Raw genomic sequence first — 21093 nt, 5'->3', positions numbered from 1 at the left:
TTGTAGCAACTAAGGTAGTAACTAAGACTCGGGGCGTAGCTCAGCCTGGTAGAGTACTGCGTTCGGGACGCAGGAGTCGGAGGTTCGAATCCTCTCGCCCCGACCACTCCATGTGGTCGAAATTTTGGTGGTGTTCCCGACACCATGGCAATAGCCGGAATAGCGAAAGCGACGCCGGCTTTTTTGCGTCTGGTCGTTGCCGCGAGTTGAAGGGCCGGCCAGGGGCGACACACACGAGTGGTGGCCGGTTCCCTGATGCAAACAAAACAGCCGACGCCGCTTTCGCGGGGCCGGCTGGGATTGCGCGGGGTTCTTCGTGTGACGGCGGGGGCTACTTGGCCGCCACCAGCGGGCAGCCGCCGGCGTTCAGCGGCCGGAATGCGTTGTCGCCGGGGATCGTGCGCAGGATCTTGAAGTAGTCCCAGCGCGCCTTGGATTCGGACGGCTTTTTGACTTCCACCAGGTACATGTCGTGCACCAGGCGACCGTCTTCGCGCAGATAGGCGTTGCGCGCGAACATGTCGTCGATCTTCATGCCGCGGATCTGCTTCATGACGGCGTCGCCTTCCAGCTTTCCGCTTTCCTGCACGCCCTTCAGGAACGTCAGCACGGCGGAATAGACGCCGGCTTGCGCCATCGTGGGCACGCGGCCCTTCATGCGCTCGGCGTAGCGCTTGGTCCAGTCCCGGGTGCGGTCGTCCATGTCCCAATAGAAGCCCGTGGTCAGCACCAGGCCTTGCGCCTGGTCCAGGCCGACGCCATCGACGTCGGTAATGAACATCAGCAGGCCGGCGAGTTTCTGGCCGCTTTTGATCAGGCCGAACTCGTTGGCCTGTTTGATGGCCATGGTGGTGTCGCCCGAGGAGTTGGCCAGCGCCACGATCTCGGCCTTCGATGACTGCGCCTGCAGCAGGAAGGAAGAGAAGTCATTCGAGGCACGGGGATGCTTGACCGCGCCCAGGGTCTGTCCGCCTGCGTTTTTCACGGCGTTCTCGGTATCGGCCTGGAGGGCGTGGCCAAAGGCGTAGTCGGCGGTCAGGAAGTACCACTTCTTGATGCCGGATTCCGTGAGCGCGCGTCCGGTGCCGTTGGCCAGCGCATAGGTGTCGTAGGTCCACTGGGCGGTGGACGCCGAGCAGGCCTTGCCGGTCAGGTCGGAGGTGCCCGCCGTCGAGGCCAGGAAGGCGATGTTCGCGGTGCGCGTGATCTCCTGCACGGCCAACGCGACGGACGAGGTGGGGACGTCGACGATGGCTTTGACGTTGTCCTGGTCGATCCAGCGCCGCGCGGTCGCGGAGCCGACGTCGGCCTTGTTCTGGTGATCACCGGAGATGACTTCGATCTTGCGGCCCAGCACGGTGGAGCCGAAGTCCTCGACCGCCATGCGGGCGGCTTCCACCGAACCCTGGCCCGACAGGTCGGCGTTCATGCCCGACAGGTCGGTCAGCACGCCGATACGGATGGGTTTGTCGGTCTGCGCGTGGGCGGCCGGCAAGGTGAACGTCCCGGCAAGGAGCAGGGCGGTAAGCAAGCGGTTCATTTGTCATTCCTCCAGGATTACGTCCGCTCTCAGGCGGATCGGAAGTGCAGCGGCGGCGTTTCGGCCGGACGGGGGTCGGGTATGGCAAGCCAGTCGCGGCCGGCCAAGCGCGGCAGCCAGTCGCGGCCAGCTGGTGCGGCCGGTTAGGCGGGAACGCCTGACCGGCTGCGGTCGATGGACAACATATGGCACAGCAGAAATTGGTCGGTTTGGGCATGCGCCTGATGGCTGGCGTCGAACTGTGCGTCGATGGCGCGCTTGGTCAGGCGCAGCGCCAGGGCGGGGCATGCAGCGGCCTCGCGGGCGAGTTCAAGCGCCGCGCGCAGCGCCTCGCCAGCCGGGGCAAGGGCATCGGCCAGTCCCCATTGCAGGGCCGTCGCGGGGTCCAGGCGCATGTCGGTGAATAGCGCCAGCTTGGCGCGCGCCGGTCCCGCCAGGCTGGCCAGCCTTGGCAGGCCGCCCCAGGCCAGCGGCATGCCAAGGCGAACCTCAGGCAGTCGGACAGAGGCGTTGGCGCCCAGCACACGCCAGTCGCAGGCCAGCGCCAGCACGGCGCCGCCGCCTACCGCCGGGCCGTCGATGGCCGCGATCGTGAGTTGCGGCATCTCGCTCCAGGCGCGGCACAGGGTTTCGCCGCGAGCGAGGGCGCGCTGCGTGGCCATGGGATCGTCGTGGCCCCACAGTCCCGGGTCCTTCAAGTCGATGCCGGCGCTGAACACGTCCGGAGTGCCGGTCAACACCACGGCATGGATGCGGTCGTCGCGGGCGAGCTGGTGCGCGGCGTCGGTCAAGGCGTCGATCGCCGCGAGGTTCAGGGCATTCGCCTTGCCGCCACGGTCATACCGCACGATCGCGACCGCATCGAGGCGCTCGATTGAAATCATGTCCATCTGCCGTCCTTTTCCGCCGGCCGGAGCCCGGGAAACCGTCCCGGAATCTTCCACTTGCTGCGGCGATTCGTGGATATACTACCAAGTATGTTGAAAAAATCGCAAGACGATTGCTTGCCCTGAGCCCGGGACAGGACGGCTTGTGCGGGTAAATCCGCATCCGGCGACCCTGGATGGCAGTCGAAAAGTCATTAAAAATAACGCGAAACAGCAAACGAGGAGACGTTGGATGAATCAGGAAGCACAGGCGGGAGTGCCGGACCGTCAGGCATGCGTACTACGCTATTTGCTTGAGAACCAGGCCAAAAAGATACCCGATAGAATCTTTGTCCGGTTTCATAACGGTCCCGCCTGGACTTATGCGCAGACGCTGGCCCAGGTTCGCCGCCGCGCGGCCACCCTGCGCCGCGAGGGCGTGCGTCAGGGCGACCGGGTGCTGTGCTGGATGGGCAATGGGCCGGAATTGCTGACGAGCTGGTTCGCCATCAACTATCTGGGCGCGGTCTATGTGCCGCTGAATACCGCGTTGCGGGGCAGGCCGTTGGAGCATGTGCTGGAAAACGCGCAGGCGTCCCTGATGCTGGCGCACCGGGCATTGGCGGGTCGTCTGCGGGAGCTGGCGCCGGGCGCGTTGTCGCGGGTGCTGTTGACCGGCGAGGCGGACGCCGAGCCCTCCGTTCCCGCCGGCGTGGCGCTTGCCGAGCTGGAGGACGCGCCCGGCGAGCCGGCCGCCGGCGATCTGCTGGCCACGGAGTCGCCGATCGAGCCCTGGGACACGCAGTCGATCATGTACACGTCGGGCACGACCGGGTTGTCCAAGGGCGTGGTGACGTCCTATGTGCAGCTATTCACCATGGGCCCCGATGCCTTTGATTGCATCACGGCGGAAGACCGCTGCATGATCGCGGGACCGATTTTCCATTGCGGCAGCACCCTGTACGTCTATGCGATGCTCGCCTACGGCGGGTCGATCGCGATGGTGCCGGAGTTCCGCACCGCCGAATTCTGGGACGCGATTCGCGAGACCGAGAGCACGGTCGTGCTGCTGCTGGGCGTCATGGCCAACTTCCTGCTCAAGCAGCCGGCGTCGCCCCGCGACCTGGAACATCCCTTGCGCAAAGTGTTCATCGTGCCCTTTGGCGAGGACGCGCCGGCGTTCAAGACCCGGTTCGGCGTGGATCTGTACACCGTCTACAACATGACCGAGATCGCCAGCCCCCTGAGCGCCGGTCCGGGCCTGACCGAGGCGGGCCGCTGCGGCAAGCCGCGGCCGTGGTTCGAGCTGCGCGTGGGCGATGCGCAGGACCGTTCGGTGCCGGACGGCGACGTGGGCGAACTGCTGATCCGCTCGCATCGCCCGTGGGCGCTGTTTTCCGGCTACTACCGCAATCCCGAGGCGACCGCTGCCTCCATGCGCAATGGCTGGTTCCACACGGGCGACGCGTTCCGGCGGGACGCCGAGGGCGTCTTCTACTTTGTCGACCGCCTGAAGGACGTCATCCGCCGGCGTGGGGAGAACATCTCGTCGTTCGAGCTCGAGGGCGAGATCTGCGCGCACCCCGCGGTGCGCGAGGCGGTGGCCGTGGCGGTGCCCAGCGAGCATGGCGAGGACGAGGTGCTGGCCGTCGTCACGGCCGTGGATGGCGCGGCCGTCGAGCCGGAAACGCTGATCGCCTGGCTGGCCGAGCGCGTGCCCCATTACATGGTGCCGCGCTATGTCCGGGTGGTTGATGAATTGCCCAAGACCGCCAGCGGCAAGCTGCAGAAGCATGTGCTGCGCAGCGAGGGCCTGGCCGAGGGCACGTGGGACCGTGAGCGCGCGGGAATACGCCTGCGGCGCGAAAAGCTGGCCTGAGACGCCGGGCGCCCGCGTGATGCGGGCGCTGCGGCTGGCGCGCATCTTGCGGTTGATACGTGCGCCTTCGGCGTATCAGCCGCGGCTGCCCAGTCCGGCGATGATGGTGTGCACGACCTTGGAGGCGAGAATCTCGCGGTCGTCGCGGGTTTCGCCCAGGCGCGGCCGGTACCACACGGCAAGCCAGTTGATCGCGCCCAGCGCTGCCTTGACCGCGACGGACACGTCATCGATGGCGAGCGAGCCGTCTTCCACTCCTTCGTAGGCGACGCGCTTGAATAGAGCTTCGAAATCGTCGCGGATGGTCATGAGGTCGGCCAGCGTCTGCCGCTGGGCGGGGGTCGTCGCGCCCAGACGGTGCATGTGCACGCCTTGCACCACGACGGTTTCGAAGGCCAGGTTCTCCATCATCGATAGCGCATGATGCTTGAGCATCAGCGCCAGGCGCTGGGCCGCCGGGCCTTTTTCTTTCATGACCGGACGCACGGCCTCGAAGTTGCGCCGCATGCCTTCGCGGTGCACGTCGAAGAACAGATCCGTCTTGGAGCGGTAGTAGTGATAGACCCGGCCCTTGGTGGCGCCGAGGCGCCGCGCGACGTCGTCGATGCTGGATGCGTGGAATCCTTGTTCCATGAAGCACTCGGCCGCCGCGGTCAGTATCTCGATATTGCCCATGCCGTCATCGCGCGCAGCCGTCAACGTAGGTTCCCCCTTCATCCTGCATTCTCCATTCTTGTCTGGCGGCAAAGCGCCAGTTTAGCCAATCGGTAAGCCTGGCCTGCATGGGTGGCGGTTTGCGGCGGCGCCACTCGATCACGCGGCGGCCTGTACAAATCCGAAAATCGAAGTTTATACTACTCGGTATGTTTTCGACTTCAAGCGCCTCTTTTTGCCGCTCGGTCCGCCCACCTCACACTTCCCCGGCCATCATGACTTCCGACGTTTCCTGCATTGCCAGTCCCCCGCAAGCGCTTGCCGACCGTGTCGGCCAGGAAATCGGCGTTTCGCCCTGGGTCACCATCGCGCAGGCGCAGGTGAACCTGTTTGCCGACGCCACCGGCGATCACCAGTTCATTCATGTGGATCCCGAACGCGCAGCACGTGAAAGCGCCTTTGGTGGCCCTATCGCGCACGGGTTTTTGTCGCTGTCGATGTTGACCGCCCTGAGCCAGGACGTGCTGCCCGCCTTCGACGGCGCCATTGGCGTCAACTACGGCTTCGACAAAGTCCGCTTCCTGACGCCGGTTCCGGTCGGCGCGCGGGTGCGCGGACGATTCACGCTCAGCGAGTTCACGCGCCGCAATGCGCGCGAATTCACCACCCGGTATGCGGTCACCGTGGAGATCGAGGGCGCGGCGCGCCCCGCTCTGGTGGCCGACTGGATCACCATGACCATTCTCCAAGGATGAGCACCATGAGCATTCGCTTCGATGATCGCGTCGCTGTCGTGACGGGGGCCGGGCAGGGCCTGGGCCGCAGCCACGCGCTGCAACTGGCCGCCCGGGGCTGCCGGGTGGTCGTGAACGATTTTGGCGGCGCGGCCCAGGCCGTGGCCGACGAGATCGCCGCGGCCGGCGGCCAGGCAATCGCCGATGGCGGCAGCGTGTGCAACAGTGCCGATGTCGCGGCCATGGCCGGCCGGGCGATGGACGCATGGGGCCGCATCGACATCCTGATCAACAACGCCGGCATCCTGCGCGACAAGACTTTCGCCAAGATGAGCGCCGAAGACTTCAACGCCGTCGTGGACGTGCACCTGCTGGGCTCCGCGAATTGCGCGCGCGCCGTGTGGCCCGTCATGCGCGAGCAGGGCTACGGGCGCATCCTCATGACCACGTCCACCTCCGGCGTGTACGGAAATTTCGGCCAGGCCAACTATGGCGCGGCGAAGGCCGGCGTGGTCGGCCTGATGAACGTGCTGCACCTGGAGGGCGCCCGCCATGGTATCCACGTCAATGCGCTGGTGCCGACGGCCGCCACGCGGATGACGGCGGAGATGTTCGATGCCGAAACCTTGCAGGCGCTGGACCCGGCTTACGTCACGCCCGCCGCGTTGTTCCTGGTCAGCGACGCCGCGCCCAGCCGCACGGCGCTGCTGGCGGGGGCGGGCACCTACGCGCGGCTGGCCATCGTCGAAAGCGAGGGGTTGTATTTTCCTGAAGCCGAACGCACGCCGGAGAACATCGCCGCGCACTTCGACGACATCGCCAGCCTGTCCAGGCTGGTCGAGCCTGCGGAAGGGCTTGCGCACGTGGCCCGGATTCTCAAGCGGGCGCAGGAGGGCGCATGACGGCAGCCAACGCCCGCACGGCGCCCACTGTCCGCCGCGACTATCCCCGCCTGCTGCCCATGACGACGCGCCTGCGCGATACCGATGTCTACGGCCATATGAACAACGTGGTCTACAACGAGTACTTCGATACGGCGGTCAACCAGACCCTGATCGAGCTGGGCGTGCTGGATCTGCGCGCAAGCGATGTGATCGGCCTGGTGGTGCACAGCCAGACCTCGTATTTTCGGCCCGTCGCGTTTCCGGACACGGTGGTGATCGGGGTGCGGGTGGGGCGGCTGGGACGCACCAGCGTGACCTACGAATACGCCCTGTTCCGCGGCCAGGACGACGAGGCCGCCGCGCAAGGCAGCTTCACGCATGCCTACGTCGGCCGGGAAAGCAACAGGCCGGTCGAACTGCCCCAGCCCTTGCGCGCCGCGCTCGAACCGCTGCTGCGCGCCACCCCCTGAGCGATTGTGCCGTCCCGGGCCGAAGACCCCGGGCGTTGCCGCATCCACGCGCATCCCTAGAGGAGACATCATGCGCATCAAAGCCGCTGTTCTGCGCCAGTCCGGCGCGTCCGTTCCGTATGCGCAATCCCGCCCGCTGGAGATCGCCGAGATCGACCTGCGGCCGCCGGGCCATGGCGAAGTCACCGTGCGGATCAAGGCCGCGGGGCTTTGCCATTCCGACCTGTCCGTAATCAACGGCGACCGCGCGCGGCCGCTGCCGATGGTGCTGGGCCACGAAGCCGCCGGCGTGGTCGAGGCCCTGGGAGAGGGCGTGCGCGATCTGGCGGTGGGCGACCATGTGGTGATGGTCTTTGTGCCAAGCTGCGGCTGCTGCCTGCCTTGCGCGGGCGGCCGTCCGGCCCTGTGCGAGCCGGGCGCGGCGGCCAACGGCGCGGGCACCCTGTTGCGCGGCGACCGCAGGCTGTATCTGGGCGCGCACGCCGTCAATCACCACCTGGGCGTGTCCGCGTTCGCGGAGTGCGCCACGGTGTCGCGCGAATCCTGCGTCAAGATCGATCCTTCCTTGCCGTTCGAACACGCCGCCTTGTTCGGGTGCGCGGTGCTGACGGGCATGGGCGCCGTGGTCAACACCGCCCGCGTTCCGCCCGGCAGCTCCGTCGCGGTCGTGGGGTTGGGCGGGGTAGGACTGTGCTCGGTGATGGGCGCCCAGGTGTCCGGGGCGCGCCAGATCGTCGCGGTGGACCTGTCCGAGGACAAGCTGCGGACGGCGCGCGAACTGGGGGCGACGCATTGCGTCAATGCTTCCGACCCGGACGCCGCGGACCACGTCCGCGAGCTGACCGGCGGCGGGGCGGAGTATGTATTTGAACTCGCGGGTTCGATACCGGCGCTGGAGCTGGCGTACCGCGCCACGGCGCGCGGCGGCATGACGGTCACGGGCGGGTTGCCGCCGCCCGACCGGTATCTGTCGCTGCAGGCCGTGGGCCTGGTGGCCGAAGAGCGCACGCTGAAGGGCTCGTACATCGGTACCTGCGTGCCCAAGCGGGACATTCCCAATTTCGTCTCGCTGTTCCAGTCCGGACGCCTGCCGGTGGACAAGCTGCTGACGCACCGCCTGGCGCTCGACGACATCAATGCCGGTTTTGACCGCCCGCGCGACGGCTCCGCCATCCGCCAGGTCGTGCTGTTCTGAACGCCGCCCGGGAGGATAGACCGTGAACGACCGCGAACTGCCCCGCGTTACCTATTCGAACATCCATACCGACTTCTCCGGGGTGCACGATCTGCTGGACCGGCGGCTGCCCGATTTTCAGTCGCGCATGCTGGGCCAGGATGTGCTCCATCGCTTCGACGGCCACACGGCGCGGGGCGATGTCCTGCAGGACGCGCTATCGCCTATCGACCACCGCTTGCTGATCGGGCGCTTTCCCGCTGCGGGGGGCGACGTCGTCGAGCTGGCCATCAACAGCGCCCGGCGCGCGCAGCCGTCATGGGCCGCGCAAGGCTGGGCCGCCCGCATCGAGGTGCTTCGCCGGCTGGCGACGGTGCTGTCCGAACGCAAGTACGACTTTGCGATGGGCACCATCATCGAAATCGGGAAATCGCGCCTGGAAGCGCTGGGCGAGGCCGAAGAGGCGGTGGACCTGATCCGCTACTACTGCGATCAGGCGGAACGCAGCGACGGCTACCGCCAGCCGCTGGCCCGCGCATTTCCCAATGAAAGCACGCATGACGTGTTGCGGCCTTACGGCGTGTTCGCCGTCATCGCGCCCTTCAATTTTCCGTTGGCGCTTTCCGTCAACATGATCTGCGCGTCCCTGCTGGCGGGCAACACGGTTGTGTACAAGCCGTCGCCGCGCGCCGCGCTGACCGGCGCCTTGCTGCTCAGCGCCTGCGATGCCGCAGGCGTGCCGGGCGGCTGCGTGAACGGGGTGTTCGGGGGCGCGCAGACCGGCGCGGCGCTGGCGCATCATCCGGGCATCGATGGGTACGCCTTCACCGGCAGCCTGGAAGTGGGCATGGACCTGCTGCAGGCGGTGGGGGCGGGCCGTCACGCGAAACCGGTCATCGCCGAGATGGGCGGCAAGAACCCGACCTACGTCGCGGCAAGCGCGGATCTGGACATCGCGGTCCAGGGCGTGCTGCGTTCGGCCTTCGGCTTGCAAGGGCAGAAGTGCTCGGCGGGCTCCAAGGTCTATGCGCATGCCAGCGTCCACGATGCCTTTGTTGACCGGCTGTGCGCGGCCGCGCGGGCGATCACCGTGGGCGATCCGCGCGAACGCGGCGTGTTCATGGGCCCACTGATCGACGAGGGAGCCTGGCGGCGCTATCGCACGGCCTGCGAAGAGGCGGGCGCGGCGGGCAGGCTGGCGCTGGGCGGCAGCCGTTTGAGCGCGGGTGAGCTGGCTTATGGCCACTACGCGCAACCCGCCGTTGCCGCCGGCTTGCCGGCGTCGCACCGGCTGCATCGGCAGGAACTGTTCCTGCCGTTTGTCGCGGTGCAGCCGTACGCGGACCTGCGGACGGCGATCGATGACGGCAACGCGGTGGACTACGGATTGACGGCGGGCTGCTACGCCGCCGACGAGGACGAGATCGACCTGTTTCTGAACCGCGCCCAGGCGGGCGCCTTGTACGTGAACCGCGCGAGCGGCGCGACCACCGGCGCCTGGCCGGGCATCCAGACGTTCTGCGGATGGAAGGGGTCGGGCATGACCGGCAAGGGCGGACTGGGCCCGTACTACGTCATGCAATTCGCGCGCGAACAAAGCCACACCGTCTGGCATCCCTGACAAACAAGGAATCACCATGAGAGAAGCCGTCATTGTCTCGACCGCCCGCACGCCGATAGGCCGGGCGTACCGCGGCGCGTTCAACGACACGACCGCGCCCACGCTGGGCGGGCATGCGATCTCGCACGCGGTGGCGCGCGCCGGCATCGCGCCAGGCGAGGTGGAGGATGTGATTCTTGGCGCCGCCTTGCAGCAAGGCACGACGCACATGAATGTGGCGCGCCAGGCGGCGTTGCGCGCGGGCCTGCCCGCGCACGTGGCTGCCATGACGCTGGACCGCCAATGCGCGTCCGGACTGATGGCCATCGCGGCAGGCGCCCGCCAGGTCACGCAGGAAGGCATGGATATCGTGGTGGCAGGCGGGCTGGAGTCGATCTCGCTGGTCCAGAACGACACGATGAACCGCAGCCGCTGGTTCGACGCCGATCTCATGCGTGAACAGCCCGAGATCTTCATGAGCATGCTGGAGACAGCGGAGATCGTCGCCAGCCGCTATGGCATCGAGCGGGCCGCGCAAGACGCTTATGCGCTGCGGTCGCAGCAGCGCACCGCCGCCGCGCAGGCCGCCGGCCGCTTTGATGATGAAATCGTGCCGCTGACCGTCGCGATGCGCCTGACGGATCGCGCGACCGGAGAGGAATCCATCAAGACCATCACGCTGAGCCGCGACGAAGGCAACCGGCCTGAAACCACGTTGGAAAACCTCGAGCGCCTGCAACCCGTGTTCAAGGGCGGCCAGCGCCTGGAATCGGGGCAGCACATCACGGCGGGGAACTCGTCGCAACTGTCGGACGGCGCGTCGGCGTGCGTGATCATGGAGGCCAGCGCGGCGCGTCGGCGCGGGCTTGCGCCGCTGGGCACGTATCGGGGCATGGCCGTGGCCGGCTGCGGGCCGGAAGAGATGGGCATCGGGCCCGTCCTTGCCGTCCCGCGCCTGCTGGCGCACCATGGGCTGACGGTAGACGACATCGGGCTTTGGGAACTGAATGAAGCCTTCGCATGCCAGGTGCTTTACTGCCGCGACCAGCTTGGCATTCCGGACGAACGGCTCAACGTCAACGGCGGGGCGATCTCCATCGGGCACCCGTACGGCATGTCGGGCGCCCGGATGGCGGGCCACGCACTGATCGAGGGCCGCCGGCGCGGCGTGCGCTATGCCGTGGTCACGATGTGCGTCGGCGGCGGCATGGGCGCGGCCGGCCTGTTCGAGATCGCGAACTGACCGGGGCGCGGCGCTACTTGGCGGTGTTTTCGTCGTCCACCGTCAGCCCGCCATCCTTCATGATGCCTTGGGCGATCTCTTCGGCGGTTTTTCCGGCGAACCCGTGCTGGCCGGCGGTGATGCGCAGGCTGTCACCTTCCAGCGGGCTCATGAGGGTGGCCGAGGAGAGCATGACGCCGCCCGACCGTAGCTGAATGCGCTTGCCGACGCGGTCACGGGTGAAATCGGCCAGGGCCTTGCCGCTTTCCGGCTTGAGCTGGATGTCCACGACCCGGGCGTTGGTGTGCGGATCGGCGCCGGCGGTGGCCTGTGCGACTTGCAGGGTGATGCTTTCGGCGTGCGCCGCGAAGGGCAGGGCAGCGGCCAAGGCTGCCGCGCAGGCGTAGTGTCTCAGTGATGGCATGGAGCGCTCCTTCCGATGGACAACGCCTCCATCCTAGCCGATCGCCGGGCCGCGCCGGGCGGCCGCCGCCGCGCCGTCTCCGGAATCAGGGCTGGCCCGGCAAGCGCCCGCCCAGCGCCCGCATCCAGGGCATGTCCGGCATGCCCTGGATGGGCGGCATGCCGGGCAGCGGAAACCCCGGCGGGTTGCGCGCCGCATCCTGCAGCACCGTCGCCCATTCGCGCGGGTCTAGCGGCTGGCCCATGCGCACCTTCAAGTCCAGCAGATTCAGGGCGGCGCGGCGGTGCCCGGCCTCGGCGGCCTCGCGAAACAGCCGCTCGGCCACGTTGTAGTTCTTGGCCACGCCCCGGCCCATGCCGGCGAGTTCGCCCAGATAGGTCTGCGCGGGCGCGAAGCCCTGGTCGGCCGCGCGCTGATACCAGAGCGCGGCGGTCTTGTAATTCTGTTCGACGTGATCGCCGTTTTCGGCAATCAGGCCCAAGGTGGTCATGGCCACCACGTCGCCCGCCCGGGCGCGCGCGGTGAGCGATTCCAGCCGGGGTTCATCCAGGTACTGCGCGCCGCGTTCGATCTCATACTCCCACGCGCTCATGCGGTCCTTGATCAGGTCGCGCCCCAGCGTGGGAGAGGGGCCGCGCCCTGGCTGCGCGGCATGGCCGCCGGGCACCGCGGGCGTCTGGCCATCGGCCAGGCTGGTGAAGGTGACCGTGCCGACGAGGCTGCTGGCGTAGTGGGGGATCTGCCTGTGGGCGGTGGCCACCTGCACGTCGCCGGTGAGCTGCTTGAAGAAGTTCTCGACGGGCGCGGACGCGGGCATCGCGTCCAGTCCTTGCGCGAAGTAGAAGGCGTAGGGGCTGTGGCGCGGTCCGTCGCGGCCGAAGCCGTCTTCGGCCGTGGCGCCGGGTTGTGTCGAAAACGCAATCAACTCGCCGCCCGCGGGCACGGTGTGGATCAGACCGGCGCTGGACGCGCCGCGCGTCAGGTTGGTGCGGCAGGCGTCCAGTACCAGCAGCCGCGCCCGGATCTGGGCGCGGCGCAGCGTTTGCGACACGCGCCGCATGCTTAGCGAACTTTGCTGCGCCGTGCTGATGCGCACCTCGCCCAGCGGCAAGGGCAGTTCGACGCCGAATAGATAGTTCACGTCGTCCAGCGCCACGGCGTGGCCGGCGAAGTAGAGCATGGCCAGGTCCGCGCCCGTGGCGCGCGCCGCGAACTCGTCGACCGCGGCTTCCATCTGCGCGGTGGTGAGGTCGGTCAGCACGGTGACATCGAAGTCGCGCTTGCGCAGCGAATCGCCCACGAGACGCGCGTCGTTCACCGGATTGGCCAGGGTGTTGGCGGCAACGGCATAGCGTGCGTTGCCGATGACCAGCGCGTACCGCCGCTTGGCGGGGACCGGCGCCGGCGCGGGGTTGGTGCCGCCGCTTGCGTGCAGGGCCAGCAGGCCGGCGCCAAGCGCCGCGGTCAGCAGGCGCCGGCGTGTCGAGCGTTTCTGGCTGCCCGGCGCCGTCACGATCGTCTTCACGGCCGCGGGCACGCGCCGGCCGGCGCGGGCGTTGCGGATAGCGCGCCCAGCGCCGAGGCGGCGTCGCGCAACGAGGATTCGCGGGTGGACGCCAGTACGAAGCGGCCGTCCTCGTCCGGTCCCGAGACGATGGACACGGCGTACTGGGACAGGGTGTTGCGTAATTGCCGGGCCGTGACGCCGTCGGGAAGATCCACCGCGAGGCGGGGGCAGGCGCCGCCGCCGCGCGTTGCCACGCCATCGGAAAATACGTCCTCGCGCGGCGCTTGCAGCACCACCACAACGGACAACATGATGGCCAGCGCCCAGCCCAGCGGCATCAGCAGGCCGGAGGGCGTGGGCCAGATCCACTGCCACAGGCGGCGTCCGGCGGATCGTGGCGCGGATGTGGCGGGCGCGCTCGCGGCCAGCGCGCGCAGAAACGCGCTATCGCGGTCGGCCTGGCCGATCTCGTTGTGCGCCAGTTGGCGCGCCTGGGCCAGCCAGCGCCAATCGTCGACCTCGGCCCGAAGCGCGGGGTCGCGCGCCAGTTCGGCTTCAAAGGCGCGGCGCGCGGCGGGGTCCAGTTCTCCGGACAGGTAGGACAGTACTTTGTCTTCAGGCATGGTCAGTCCATTCCTTTGCGCGTGCATTCGGCCACGAGCTTGCGCGCGGCGTGCAATCGGCTCTTGACGGTGGGCACGTGCAGGTCCTGCAGTTTCGCGATCTGTTCCATCGGCATCTCGTCCAGATACAGGAACATCGTGGCGCGCAGGGTGTCGCTGAGTTTGTTGAGGCAATCGCGCATGCGCTTGACGACCGACAGGTGTTCGTAGGCGCGGGCGGGGTCGGCGAAGGGCGAGGGGTCGCCCAGGTCCTCGGCCTCGTCGAAGGCGCTGGCGGCGTCGGCGCCATCGTCGGGCGGCGCCTTCCATTGCACTTCGTGACGGGTGCGGCGATGCGCCTGGATGAGCTCGTGCAGAGAACCGCGGTACAGATAGCCCCCAAGCTTGCTCAGCGCCAGTTCGTGCGCGGCCCAGCCTTCGGCGGGCTGGCCGTGCAGGAAGCCCTCGTCGCGGAACGTGCGCGTCTGCAGGAATTTCAACAACGCGCTGTTGAAGGCATCGATGACGCCGTCGGGCGAAGTGTTGAAGAACTTCTTGCGCAGCTTGAGCGTGATGTGCTGCTCGGCCTTGTTGCGGAAGTCCAGCGCATAACGCGGATCGGCATGCATGATGCGCAGGAGCGCGTCGACGTTGTTGATGACGTAGCGCTTGGGGTCGAGCGTATTCATGATTCAGATTCTGGTGCCGGGCTGGACGTGGAAGGTCTGCCCATCGGCGAAAAGGTGCCGGCGCCCTCGGAACGGGGGCGACGGCACCTTAGCCGTGCATCGCCAGAAAATCAAGCGCGCCGGCGCAGGATCATGACGCCGCGGACGGCGAAGCCCAGCGCGATTGCAAGCGACAGATAAAGGCCGAACCCGAAGCTCAGGCTGTTCCAGATGGTCGAGGCCACGTCCTGCGCCATGTTGCGGCTGCCGCGCGAATTGCCCATGAAGCCGGCCAGTTGGCGGCTGGCGTTCATGAATTCGCGCACTTCGGAGATGACGCCGGCCAGGGTGATGCCCCATAGCGCCAGCGGCACGAAGTAGCCCAGCCTGGCGGCGCGTTGCGGCAGCAGAGAGGGCAGCAGGGGACCGGCCACGGCCAGCAGCCACAGCAGCGCGTAGATGCCAGCGCCCGAGCCCTGGCCAGCCATCGCGCCCTGCACGTCGCCGCCGTTGAGCAGGCGCAGCAGGTCGTAGAAGCTGATACCGACCTGCGAACCCATCATGCGCACGGTGATCACCGAGAACACGGTGGTGGCCAGCAGAAACAGCAGTGCGGCCACCGCGTCGCCGCGATTGACCCGGGTGACGGCAACGGAGGCCCAGCGGCTGCCGTGGGTTTTGGCCAGCGTCAGCACGTCGCGCAGCTCTTTTCCTTGCATGGTCTTTCCTTTTCGGATGGGGTAGGCGGGGTGCCTGCATGGATGGCTACGCCTGGCGGCGGAAAAGGTTCGATTTTTTTTCGCGGAAGATTTTCCGAACCTTTTCCGGGCCGGGGCGTAGCAGTCGGCAAGGGCGCGGATTGTCCCGCCGCCATCATCCACACGGAGCGTTCCAGCATGTCCAACCTCACCCCGCTTGCCGCCCTTTATCAAAGCGTCGTCCAGGAAGAACTGGGCCTCGTCGCCCGCGTCGACGATGATGGCGATGTGCTGTTCCGCCATCCCGATCTGGGCACCATGTTCTTCAGCCTGTCGGAATCCGATCCGGAGTTCATGCGCCTGGTCTATCCCAGCTTTGTCGACGCGAACGAGCTGGGCGTGACCCGTCTGCAACTGTTGGAGGTGGTCAACGCGGTCAACCACGGTTGCAAGGCCGTCAAGCTGAGCGTGCAGGCGGCCAGCGGCCCCACGGCCGGACGCGTGTCGGCGTCGATCGAGAGTTTCGTGGCCGCGCCGGACAAGCTTCCCGCCCCGGAACTGCTGCGCGCCATCGTCGCGCGTTGCGTGTCGGCCATCCGTCACAGCGCCGGCCAGGTGCTGAAAGACGCGTTGGAACTGAGCCAGGGCGCAGCGAAACCCGCTAAATAAGGCCGCTTGCGGCATGGCGGAATTGAAACAAGCCTGTTCCTGCGTTGTAACTTTGAGATACATTGCAGGGCTTTGACGAAACCAGCCCCTGCCGGCGGGGGAATGCCCAAGGGCTTTCGCGCCGGTGGCGGCTGCATTTCCCGTGACCACGATGTCGATGCGCCTGCTTTTGTTGTCTCCGCTTTTCGTCCGACCGCCCTCCCTGCGCCCGCTGGCACTGCGGCTGCTGGCCGCGCTGCTGCTCCTGGGAGGGTTGAGCGCTTGCGCCGTCAAGACCAATTCCCGGGGCGGGTACACCTATGGCGTGGACACCGCCGCCCTGTTCGGCACCGAGATCGGGCAGTTTGCGCTGCAGAGCGGCGGCGAAGGCACCTTGCGCCGCGAAGGAACCCGGTTCTCGGTCAAGCTGTCGGGCAGCCAGCGCGTGATCCCCTTGAACAATGTGGACGCGGCCCGCATCGCCCGCACCGAGAATATCGGCGCGCGCACGGTGGTGGTCATCGAGACGCAGCGGCGCAATTGCGACTATCGCTACACCGTGCTGGCGATCGAAGGGGCCGATGTGCTGTCCTGGGAGCTCGGCAACTGCCGCGACCGGCCCGCTGTGCTGGTGCAGGACGGCGGCAGCGCCATGACTTTCGATTTTCCGAAGGGCGCCCGGGTCGAGCGCTTTGTCTACACGCAGGATGGCCGCATGCGCCGTGGCGACGTGAAGACGGTGGCCGGCATGAACCCGCGCGCCAAGCCGTTCGCCGACGAAGCGCTGTATCCGCCGGGCTATCTGGAATCGCTGCGGGTGCACGGCGTCTATCCGCCGCCGGCGCCAGCCGCGGGCGGCAAGGCGGGCAAGCCCGCCAAGCCCGGAACGCCCGCTCGCCCGGCCGGGTCGGGCGTACCGGGGACGGCCAGCAGGCCGCCGGCCGCCGGCAGTCAGGCGAACGGGCGCATCGCGCCGCCGCCGCAGCGCACCCCTGCAGCGGCGGACGCCGCGCCCCAATCCGGCGGCGCCTCGCGCACGCCAGCCAAGCTGGACCTGCCCGAGGAAGAGATCACGTCGACCCGGCTGGACCTGAGAGATTGATGTGAAGCAAGCCCAGATACGCCAGATTCTTTTCCTGATCGTGCTGACGGTGATCTACCTCGGCTTCGAACTGGGATTCAACGCGCGCCTGCTGGACGTGGTCGGCAGCCGCGCCACGCCGCACGACATTGAAGAGCTGGAGTTCTTCGGCCGCACGCTGTCGGGAATCGCCGCCGCGCTGGTGGTGCTGCAGCTCCTGCTGGCCCGGCGGCTGCGCGCCGGCGGCCGGCCGTCGTACTGGAAGATCGCCTTGGCCTGCGGGCTCACCGCGTTCGTCGTGTTCAGCGCGATCAAGTTCATGGTGAATGTGCTGGTGGACACGCGCGATGGAGATTTCCGCCGCATCGCCACGAATTCCGGCCTGCTGCAGCGCGCGCTCGTGCAGGGCGATTTGCACCTGGACGGCCTGGTGGACGACGAGGTCTACGCGCGACCGGAAGGGAAGGCGTTTCTGGCGGTCTTCCAGGTGCTCTTGTCCAACATCGACAACCTGGACGAGAAGGTCGAGCCCAAGAAGCGCCAGGTGATCCGCACCGACCTGCAGCGGCAGATGAAGACGTTCACCTTCGATGACCGGCAGGTCCGCATGACGGCGCCGGGCATCCGCGGCTACCACCAGGTCTACACCAGCGTGATGCAGTCGGTGGCGGAACGCTGGAGGAAGTATGCGGGCGTGCCGGTGGCGTCCGACATCGGTCTGGCGCGCGAGCAGGACCGCGCCTGGGGCGACTATCGCAGAAACCTTTCCCGGCGCGGCTGGACGCCGGAGAACGTGCCCGCGCGCTATCAGGGCCGGGTGGTGCAGGACGTGCGCAAGCGTATTCCCGTGCCCGGCGACTGGCAGCCTCATGACCGGGCCGCCTTCAACGACGCGGTTGCGCGGCAGTACTGGAAAACCATGCGCAGCCGCACCGTGCATGTCGAAGGCGACGCTATCCCGCCGGGGCTGTCGTACGAGGATTTCGTGGCGCGTCCCGGCGTGCAGAAGCTGCTGCGCCAGACGCTCATGGTGCCGGCCAACATGCCGGTGGCTGTCGACTATACCGACGCGGCCGGCTTCAAGCGGCTTTACGACAGCATGCTGGACCGCGCCGTTGACGAGGCGCTGCCCCGCTTTTCCGCGCGGAGCGTGGACTTTACCCGCGGCGGCCAGCATCACAAACTGGGCGAGGACGCCGCGCGCGCGGCGATCGTGCCGCCCGTGGCGCTGCTGTGTTCGCTGCTGGGCGCGGTGGGCCACTTCGCCAAGCTGCTGTACCTGATCGCCAAACTGCTGGTCTGGTTGCGCACGCCCGCCGGACAGGCACCGGGACGCACCGCGACGCGCGCCGCCGGACTGGCATTGATCATGACCCTGGTCTGCGTGTGGACGGCGTTTTCCTTCATGCAGAACGGCATCACGAAAAGCGAGCTCTTTCTGCAGATGTCCCGCGTCGGGCCAGGCCAGGACGACGAATCCATCGGCCAGGCGTTGCGCCGCCGCGTGCTGGCCAACGTCGCGCACGTGGTGGTGGTGGGACAGGCCTACACTTACCCCTTCAATGAGATGGTGCGCACGCGGGTGTTGAACGGCATCCGGTATGGTTATCACGGCGACGCCTAAGGACACCCACTATGACCGCACAAGCATCCCTTTCCTGCCTGCTGTTGGCCGGCCTGATTCTGGGCACCGCCCACGCCGGGTCCGCCCCTGCCGAGCTGTCCTGCGTGTCGGATAGCGGCAAGGTGGGCTTGAAGGGTGTCATCCCGTCGCCGTCCTCGGAGGATCTGGACGTGACGCTGAGCTATGCGGGCGCGGATCTGGCATTCAATGCCGACGCCCACGAGGGCAGCCTTGTGGTGTCGGATTTTGCGCAGTCGGTGTTCGTGCTGCGGGTGCCCGCAGAGGGTGTCGCGCTGACGCTCTATGCGCTGCCCGCCAGCGTGGCGGTGAAGAAGAACGCCGACGGCGATGTCGTCGGAACCTTCCAGGCCAAGCTGACGGCGCCCCGGCCGCGCGCGGCCGCCGGCGTACAGACCGCGAACCCGCTCAAGGCCACCCTGAATTGCGATTATCGGTATTCGCTGTAAGCAATTCCTGCGGTGGACGTACCGCGTGCGCGGGTGACGGATACGCACTGCGTGCCGGCGCCAGCCATATTGTCTGACAATCAACCGGTTGACCGCCCGAAGAGCCCCAGCCGACAATCGGACGACCGACAGGCGGCGGCCGCTGTTCAAGGCCCGTCCACATCCCACGAGGACCCCATGGCAGACATCAAATCCGAATCCCAAGCCCTGTTCGACCAGGGCCTGGACCTGCGCCGCGAGGTGCTGGGCAGCGAGTACGTAGACGGTTCGCTGGCCCGCGCCAATGACTTCATGATGGCGTTCCAGCACATCACCACGGAGTGGTGCTGGGGTTATACCTGGGGCCGTCCCGGCCTGGAAAAGAAGACACGCAGCATGCTGAACCTGGCCATGCTGACGGCACTGAACCGTCCGGCCGAACTCAAGCTGCACGTCAAGGGTGCGCTGAACAATGGCGTGACCGTGGAAGAGATCAAGGAAATCCTGCTGCAGGCCACCGTATATTGCGGCATTCCCGCCGGCCTGGACGCCTTCAAGGCGGCCAATCAGGTGCTGGAAGAAGAGGGCGCCTTCAAGGCGCAGCAACCATGATCACACCGAGCGCGCCGGTGGGGGCGCGGCGCTTCGCGGCCACGCTGCGCCGTGCCGGAGCAAACGCCAGAGGTTTGATCAATCCGCTGTAATTGTGTTACAAATAAACAATATTTGATATAAAACGTAGGGTTGAGCCTTCAGCTCCACGTCCAGATGAGCCGGCGTGCGAGTAAACGCTTTCGCGTTTTTAGCGCCGGCTTTTTTCCAGCATCGTTTGCGGCGGGCCGGCTTGCCCGATTTCGCCGCGAAAGCAGCATGGCTACACAATCCCAGTTTCCTGTCCCTGCGCGTGTGATCGCGGCCTTCGACTTCGACGGCACGCTGACGCAGCGCGACACCTTTGTCCCGTTCCTGGCCCATCTTTCATGGACCAGGCTGCTTGGGGCGTTGCTGCAGGCCGCGCCCGCCTTGACCGGGTTCGCCGTGCGCCTGCGCAGCAATGAATACGCCAAGATGGCGCTATGCCGCGCCGCGCTCAAGGGCCGGTCGCGGGCCGAACTGGCGCATGTCGCGCGCGCGTGGGTACACACCATTCCCTTGCGCCCCACGCTGGTGGAACGGCTGCGCTGGCATCAGCAGCGCGGCGACCATTGCGTGCTGGTGAGCGCGTCGCCCGACATCTATCTGGAAGAGGTTTCGCGCTACCTGGGTTTCGACGACCTGATCTGTACGCGGATGGCGGTGGACGGCCAGGGACGGCTCACCGGCGGCTTCGACGGCGCCAATTGCTGGGGCCCCGAAAAAATGCGCCGCCTGATCGAGCGCTTCGGTTCCCAGGACCAGTACGAACTCCACGCGTACGGCGACAGCCGCGGCGATCAATGGATGATCGATGCCGCGCAGCACGCGTGGTATCGCGGCCAGGCGGTGAAGCCATGAACGGCATCCTTTCGCTGCTGCGTCCGCAGCAATGGCTGAAAAACGGGTTTGTCCTGATCGGCCTGATCTTCAGCCATGGCTGGTCGGATCCGCGCCTGGTATTCAGCGTGGGCGTGGGCTTCGTGGCGTTTTGCCTGGCGTCCAGCGCGGCCTACGTGCTGAACGACTATCACGACCGGGCCGCCGACGCCGCCCATCCCAAGAAGCGCCATCGCGCGATCGCCAGCGGCCGGGTCGGGCTGCCGGCGGCCCGCGCGCTGATCGCGGTGTTGTTCTGCGGGGCGCTGGGCCTGCCGCTGGCCACCGGGCTATGGGCGGTGGCGCTGGCCGTGGCCTGCTATCTGATTCTGAACATCGCCTATACGTTGCGCCTGAAGCACAAAGTGCTGGTCGATGTGTTCTGCATCGCCACCGGCTTCATGATCCGGCTGGCCTGCGGCACCTACGCGGTGGGCATTGTTCCTTCGCGCTGGATGCTGCTGTGCAGTTTCATGCTGACCCTGTTCCTGGGGTTCGCCAAGCGCCGTGCCGAAATGGTCGCGATGCCGGGCGGAACGCTTGCCATGGAAGGCAGCACGCGCATTGTGCTGCGGCACTATTCCCCGCAATTGCTGGACAACCTGGTCGCCATCACCGCCAGCGCAACCCTGCTGGCGTACGGCCTGTACACGGTGGATGCCGAGACCGCGGCGTTGCACGGCACCCAGCATCTGGTCATCACCCTGCCCATCGTGACCTTTGGCGTTTTCCGCTACATGTATCTGCTGTACAAGGGCGGGTCGGGCGAAGAGCCGGGCCGCGATCTGCTGGCCGACAACCAGATACGCATGGCGGTGCTGGCCTGGGTGATTGTGGTGGTTCTGCTGGTGGGAGCGTGA

At 67.1% G+C, this 21093-nt stretch carries 22 protein-coding genes and 1 tRNA gene; 15 read left to right on the top strand and 8 right to left on the bottom strand.

What is annotated here, in order from left to right; all coding sequences use genetic code 11:
• The first annotated feature begins 29 nt into the window (after positions 1-29).
• Positions 30-106, top strand: a tRNA-Pro gene (locus ASE30_RS17980).
• Between the two features lie 225 nt (positions 107-331).
• Here ASE30_RS17980 and ASE30_RS17975 read toward each other — a convergent pair.
• Positions 332-1540 (bottom strand): ABC transporter substrate-binding protein, encoded by a 1209-nt coding sequence (locus tag ASE30_RS17975; protein ID WP_057285628.1) that lies wholly within the window; start codon positions 1538-1540, stop codon positions 332-334.
• A 143-nt stretch (positions 1541-1683) separates the two neighbouring features.
• On the bottom strand, positions 1684-2430 hold the full coding sequence (locus ASE30_RS17970; RefSeq protein ID WP_057285627.1) for an enoyl-CoA hydratase/isomerase family protein: 747 nt from the start codon (positions 2428-2430) through the stop codon (positions 1684-1686).
• A gap of 229 nt (positions 2431-2659) precedes the next feature.
• On the opposite strand from ASE30_RS17970, the gene ASE30_RS17965 reads away from it, so the two are divergent.
• Positions 2660-4285, top strand: a complete 1626-nt coding sequence (locus ASE30_RS17965) for an AMP-binding protein (RefSeq protein ID WP_057285626.1) — start codon at positions 2660-2662, stop codon at positions 4283-4285.
• Between the two features lie 75 nt (positions 4286-4360).
• Here the strand turns inward: ASE30_RS17965 and ASE30_RS17960 are convergent, their stop codons facing one another.
• The gene (locus ASE30_RS17960) at positions 4361-5002 is read right to left on the bottom strand and encodes a TetR/AcrR family transcriptional regulator (RefSeq protein WP_057285625.1); all 642 of its coding nucleotides are present in this window, start codon (positions 5000-5002) and stop codon (positions 4361-4363) included.
• Positions 5003-5214: 212 nt separating this feature from the next.
• Between ASE30_RS17960 and ASE30_RS17955 the strand changes: the two genes are divergently transcribed.
• The 6 genes from ASE30_RS17955 to ASE30_RS17930 all read left to right on the top strand — a co-directional run bounded on the left by ASE30_RS17955 (position 5215) and on the right by ASE30_RS17930 (position 11044).
• Positions 5215-5694: a MaoC family dehydratase gene (locus ASE30_RS17955; protein WP_057285624.1), complete on the top strand. Its 480-nt coding sequence runs from the start codon at positions 5215-5217 to the stop codon at positions 5692-5694.
• A 5-nt stretch (positions 5695-5699) separates the two neighbouring features.
• The gene (locus tag ASE30_RS17950; RefSeq protein WP_057285929.1) at positions 5700-6575 is read left to right on the top strand and encodes an SDR family NAD(P)-dependent oxidoreductase; all 876 of its coding nucleotides are present in this window, start codon (positions 5700-5702) and stop codon (positions 6573-6575) included.
• The gene (locus tag ASE30_RS17945; RefSeq protein ID WP_082601625.1) at positions 6572-7027 is read left to right on the top strand and encodes a thioesterase family protein; all 456 of its coding nucleotides are present in this window, start codon (positions 6572-6574) and stop codon (positions 7025-7027) included. Before ASE30_RS17950 ends, ASE30_RS17945 begins: the two co-directional genes overlap by 4 nt.
• A 70-nt stretch (positions 7028-7097) precedes the next feature.
• The gene (locus ASE30_RS17940; protein WP_057285623.1) at positions 7098-8222 is read left to right on the top strand and encodes a zinc-dependent alcohol dehydrogenase family protein; all 1125 of its coding nucleotides are present in this window, start codon (positions 7098-7100) and stop codon (positions 8220-8222) included.
• Positions 8223-8244: 22 nt separating this feature from the next.
• Positions 8245-9822, top strand: coding sequence for an aldehyde dehydrogenase family protein (locus ASE30_RS17935; RefSeq protein WP_057285622.1), 1578 nt, complete (start codon positions 8245-8247; stop codon positions 9820-9822).
• A gap of 16 nt (positions 9823-9838) precedes the next feature.
• Complete coding sequence (locus ASE30_RS17930) at positions 9839-11044, top strand: acetyl-CoA C-acyltransferase (protein ID WP_057285621.1); 1206 nt, start codon at positions 9839-9841, stop codon at positions 11042-11044.
• Positions 11045-11057: 13 nt separating this feature from the next.
• Here the strand turns inward: ASE30_RS17930 and ASE30_RS17925 are convergent, their stop codons facing one another.
• The 5 genes from ASE30_RS17925 to ASE30_RS17905 form a co-directional block, all read right to left on the bottom strand.
• Positions 11058-11447, bottom strand: coding sequence for a hypothetical protein (locus ASE30_RS17925; RefSeq protein ID WP_057285620.1), 390 nt, complete (start codon positions 11445-11447; stop codon positions 11058-11060).
• A gap of 85 nt (positions 11448-11532) precedes the next feature.
• On the bottom strand, positions 11533-12972 hold the full coding sequence (locus ASE30_RS17920; RefSeq protein WP_057285927.1) for a caspase family protein: 1440 nt from the start codon (positions 12970-12972) through the stop codon (positions 11533-11535).
• The gene (locus tag ASE30_RS17915) at positions 12969-13577 is read right to left on the bottom strand and encodes an anti-sigma factor (RefSeq protein WP_057285619.1); all 609 of its coding nucleotides are present in this window, start codon (positions 13575-13577) and stop codon (positions 12969-12971) included. Before ASE30_RS17915 ends, ASE30_RS17920 begins: the two co-directional genes overlap by 4 nt.
• A 2-nt stretch (positions 13578-13579) precedes the next feature.
• Positions 13580-14245 carry an RNA polymerase sigma factor gene (locus ASE30_RS17910; RefSeq protein WP_057285618.1) on the bottom strand — a complete coding sequence of 222 codons (666 nt, stop codon included), beginning with the start codon at positions 14243-14245 and terminating at the stop codon, positions 13580-13582.
• 110 nt (positions 14246-14355) lie between these two features.
• Positions 14356-14943: a hypothetical protein gene (locus tag ASE30_RS17905; protein WP_057285617.1), complete on the bottom strand. Its 588-nt coding sequence runs from the start codon at positions 14941-14943 to the stop codon at positions 14356-14358.
• Positions 14944-15120: 177 nt separating this feature from the next.
• Here ASE30_RS17905 and ASE30_RS17900 point away from each other — a divergent pair, with 177 nt between their 5' ends.
• The 7 genes from ASE30_RS17900 to ASE30_RS17870 all read left to right on the top strand — a co-directional run bounded on the left by ASE30_RS17900 (position 15121) and on the right by ASE30_RS17870 (position 21093).
• Positions 15121-15591 (top strand): hypothetical protein, encoded by a 471-nt coding sequence (locus tag ASE30_RS17900; protein ID WP_057285616.1) that lies wholly within the window; start codon positions 15121-15123, stop codon positions 15589-15591.
• Positions 15592-15742: 151 nt separating this feature from the next.
• Positions 15743-16672: a hypothetical protein gene (locus ASE30_RS17895; RefSeq protein ID WP_235515292.1), complete on the top strand. Its 930-nt coding sequence runs from the start codon at positions 15743-15745 to the stop codon at positions 16670-16672.
• A gap of 1 nt (position 16673) precedes the next feature.
• Positions 16674-18275, top strand: a complete 1602-nt coding sequence (locus ASE30_RS17890; RefSeq protein WP_057285615.1) for a hypothetical protein — start codon at positions 16674-16676, stop codon at positions 18273-18275.
• Between the two features lie 11 nt (positions 18276-18286).
• The gene (locus ASE30_RS17885) at positions 18287-18742 is read left to right on the top strand and encodes a hypothetical protein (protein ID WP_057285614.1); all 456 of its coding nucleotides are present in this window, start codon (positions 18287-18289) and stop codon (positions 18740-18742) included.
• Positions 18743-18919: 177 nt separating this feature from the next.
• A complete protein-coding gene (locus ASE30_RS17880; protein WP_057285613.1) occupies positions 18920-19333 on the top strand; it encodes a carboxymuconolactone decarboxylase family protein in 414 nt (137 codons plus the stop codon).
• Positions 19334-19591: 258 nt separating this feature from the next.
• Entirely contained in the window at positions 19592-20215 is a 624-nt protein-coding gene (locus ASE30_RS17875; RefSeq protein ID WP_057285612.1) for an HAD-IB family hydrolase, read from the top strand.
• The gene (locus tag ASE30_RS17870) at positions 20212-21093 is read left to right on the top strand and encodes a decaprenyl-phosphate phosphoribosyltransferase (protein ID WP_057285611.1); all 882 of its coding nucleotides are present in this window, start codon (positions 20212-20214) and stop codon (positions 21091-21093) included. Before ASE30_RS17875 ends, ASE30_RS17870 begins: the two co-directional genes overlap by 4 nt.

Origin of the sequence: Achromobacter sp. Root83, from assembly GCF_001428845.1 — a bacterium.
In the GTDB taxonomy this organism is placed as follows: domain Bacteria; phylum Pseudomonadota; class Gammaproteobacteria; order Burkholderiales; family Burkholderiaceae_B; genus Achromobacter.
The sequence above is the reverse complement of the archived record's forward strand: the minus strand, read 5'-3'. Positions and strand labels throughout refer to the sequence as shown.

What these genes read in the sequence shown, in the direction of transcription:
- ASE30_RS17975 (WP_057285628.1), bottom strand. Translation starts at nt 1,540, where the DNA reads ATGAACCGCTTGCTTACCGCCCTGCTCCTTGCCGGGACGTTCACCTTG.
- ASE30_RS17970 (WP_057285627.1), bottom strand. Translation starts at nt 2,430, where the DNA reads ATGGACATGATTTCAATCGAGCGCCTCGATGCGGTCGCGATCGTGCGG.
- ASE30_RS17965 (WP_057285626.1), top strand. Translation starts at nt 2,660, where the DNA reads ATGAATCAGGAAGCACAGGCGGGAGTGCCGGACCGTCAGGCATGCGTA.
- ASE30_RS17960 (WP_057285625.1), bottom strand. Translation starts at nt 5,002, where the DNA reads ATGAAGGGGGAACCTACGTTGACGGCTGCGCGCGATGACGGCATGGGC.
- ASE30_RS17955 (WP_057285624.1), top strand. Translation starts at nt 5,215, where the DNA reads ATGACTTCCGACGTTTCCTGCATTGCCAGTCCCCCGCAAGCGCTTGCC.
- ASE30_RS17950 (WP_057285929.1), top strand. Translation starts at nt 5,700, where the DNA reads ATGAGCATTCGCTTCGATGATCGCGTCGCTGTCGTGACGGGGGCCGGG.
- ASE30_RS17945 (WP_082601625.1), top strand. Translation starts at nt 6,572, where the DNA reads ATGACGGCAGCCAACGCCCGCACGGCGCCCACTGTCCGCCGCGACTAT.
- ASE30_RS17940 (WP_057285623.1), top strand. Translation starts at nt 7,098, where the DNA reads ATGCGCATCAAAGCCGCTGTTCTGCGCCAGTCCGGCGCGTCCGTTCCG.
- ASE30_RS17930 (WP_057285621.1), top strand. Translation starts at nt 9,839, where the DNA reads ATGAGAGAAGCCGTCATTGTCTCGACCGCCCGCACGCCGATAGGCCGG.
- ASE30_RS17925 (WP_057285620.1), bottom strand. Translation starts at nt 11,447, where the DNA reads ATGCCATCACTGAGACACTACGCCTGCGCGGCAGCCTTGGCCGCTGCC.
- ASE30_RS17915 (WP_057285619.1), bottom strand. Translation starts at nt 13,577, where the DNA reads ATGCCTGAAGACAAAGTACTGTCCTACCTGTCCGGAGAACTGGACCCC.
- ASE30_RS17910 (WP_057285618.1), bottom strand. Translation starts at nt 14,245, where the DNA reads ATGAATACGCTCGACCCCAAGCGCTACGTCATCAACAACGTCGACGCG.
- ASE30_RS17905 (WP_057285617.1), bottom strand. Translation starts at nt 14,943, where the DNA reads ATGCAAGGAAAAGAGCTGCGCGACGTGCTGACGCTGGCCAAAACCCAC.
- ASE30_RS17900 (WP_057285616.1), top strand. Translation starts at nt 15,121, where the DNA reads ATGTCCAACCTCACCCCGCTTGCCGCCCTTTATCAAAGCGTCGTCCAG.
- ASE30_RS17895 (WP_235515292.1), top strand. Translation starts at nt 15,743, where the DNA reads ATGTCGATGCGCCTGCTTTTGTTGTCTCCGCTTTTCGTCCGACCGCCC.
- ASE30_RS17885 (WP_057285614.1), top strand. Translation starts at nt 18,287, where the DNA reads ATGACCGCACAAGCATCCCTTTCCTGCCTGCTGTTGGCCGGCCTGATT.
- ASE30_RS17880 (WP_057285613.1), top strand. Translation starts at nt 18,920, where the DNA reads ATGGCAGACATCAAATCCGAATCCCAAGCCCTGTTCGACCAGGGCCTG.
- ASE30_RS17875 (WP_057285612.1), top strand. Translation starts at nt 19,592, where the DNA reads ATGGCTACACAATCCCAGTTTCCTGTCCCTGCGCGTGTGATCGCGGCC.
- ASE30_RS17870 (WP_057285611.1), top strand. Translation starts at nt 20,212, where the DNA reads ATGAACGGCATCCTTTCGCTGCTGCGTCCGCAGCAATGGCTGAAAAAC.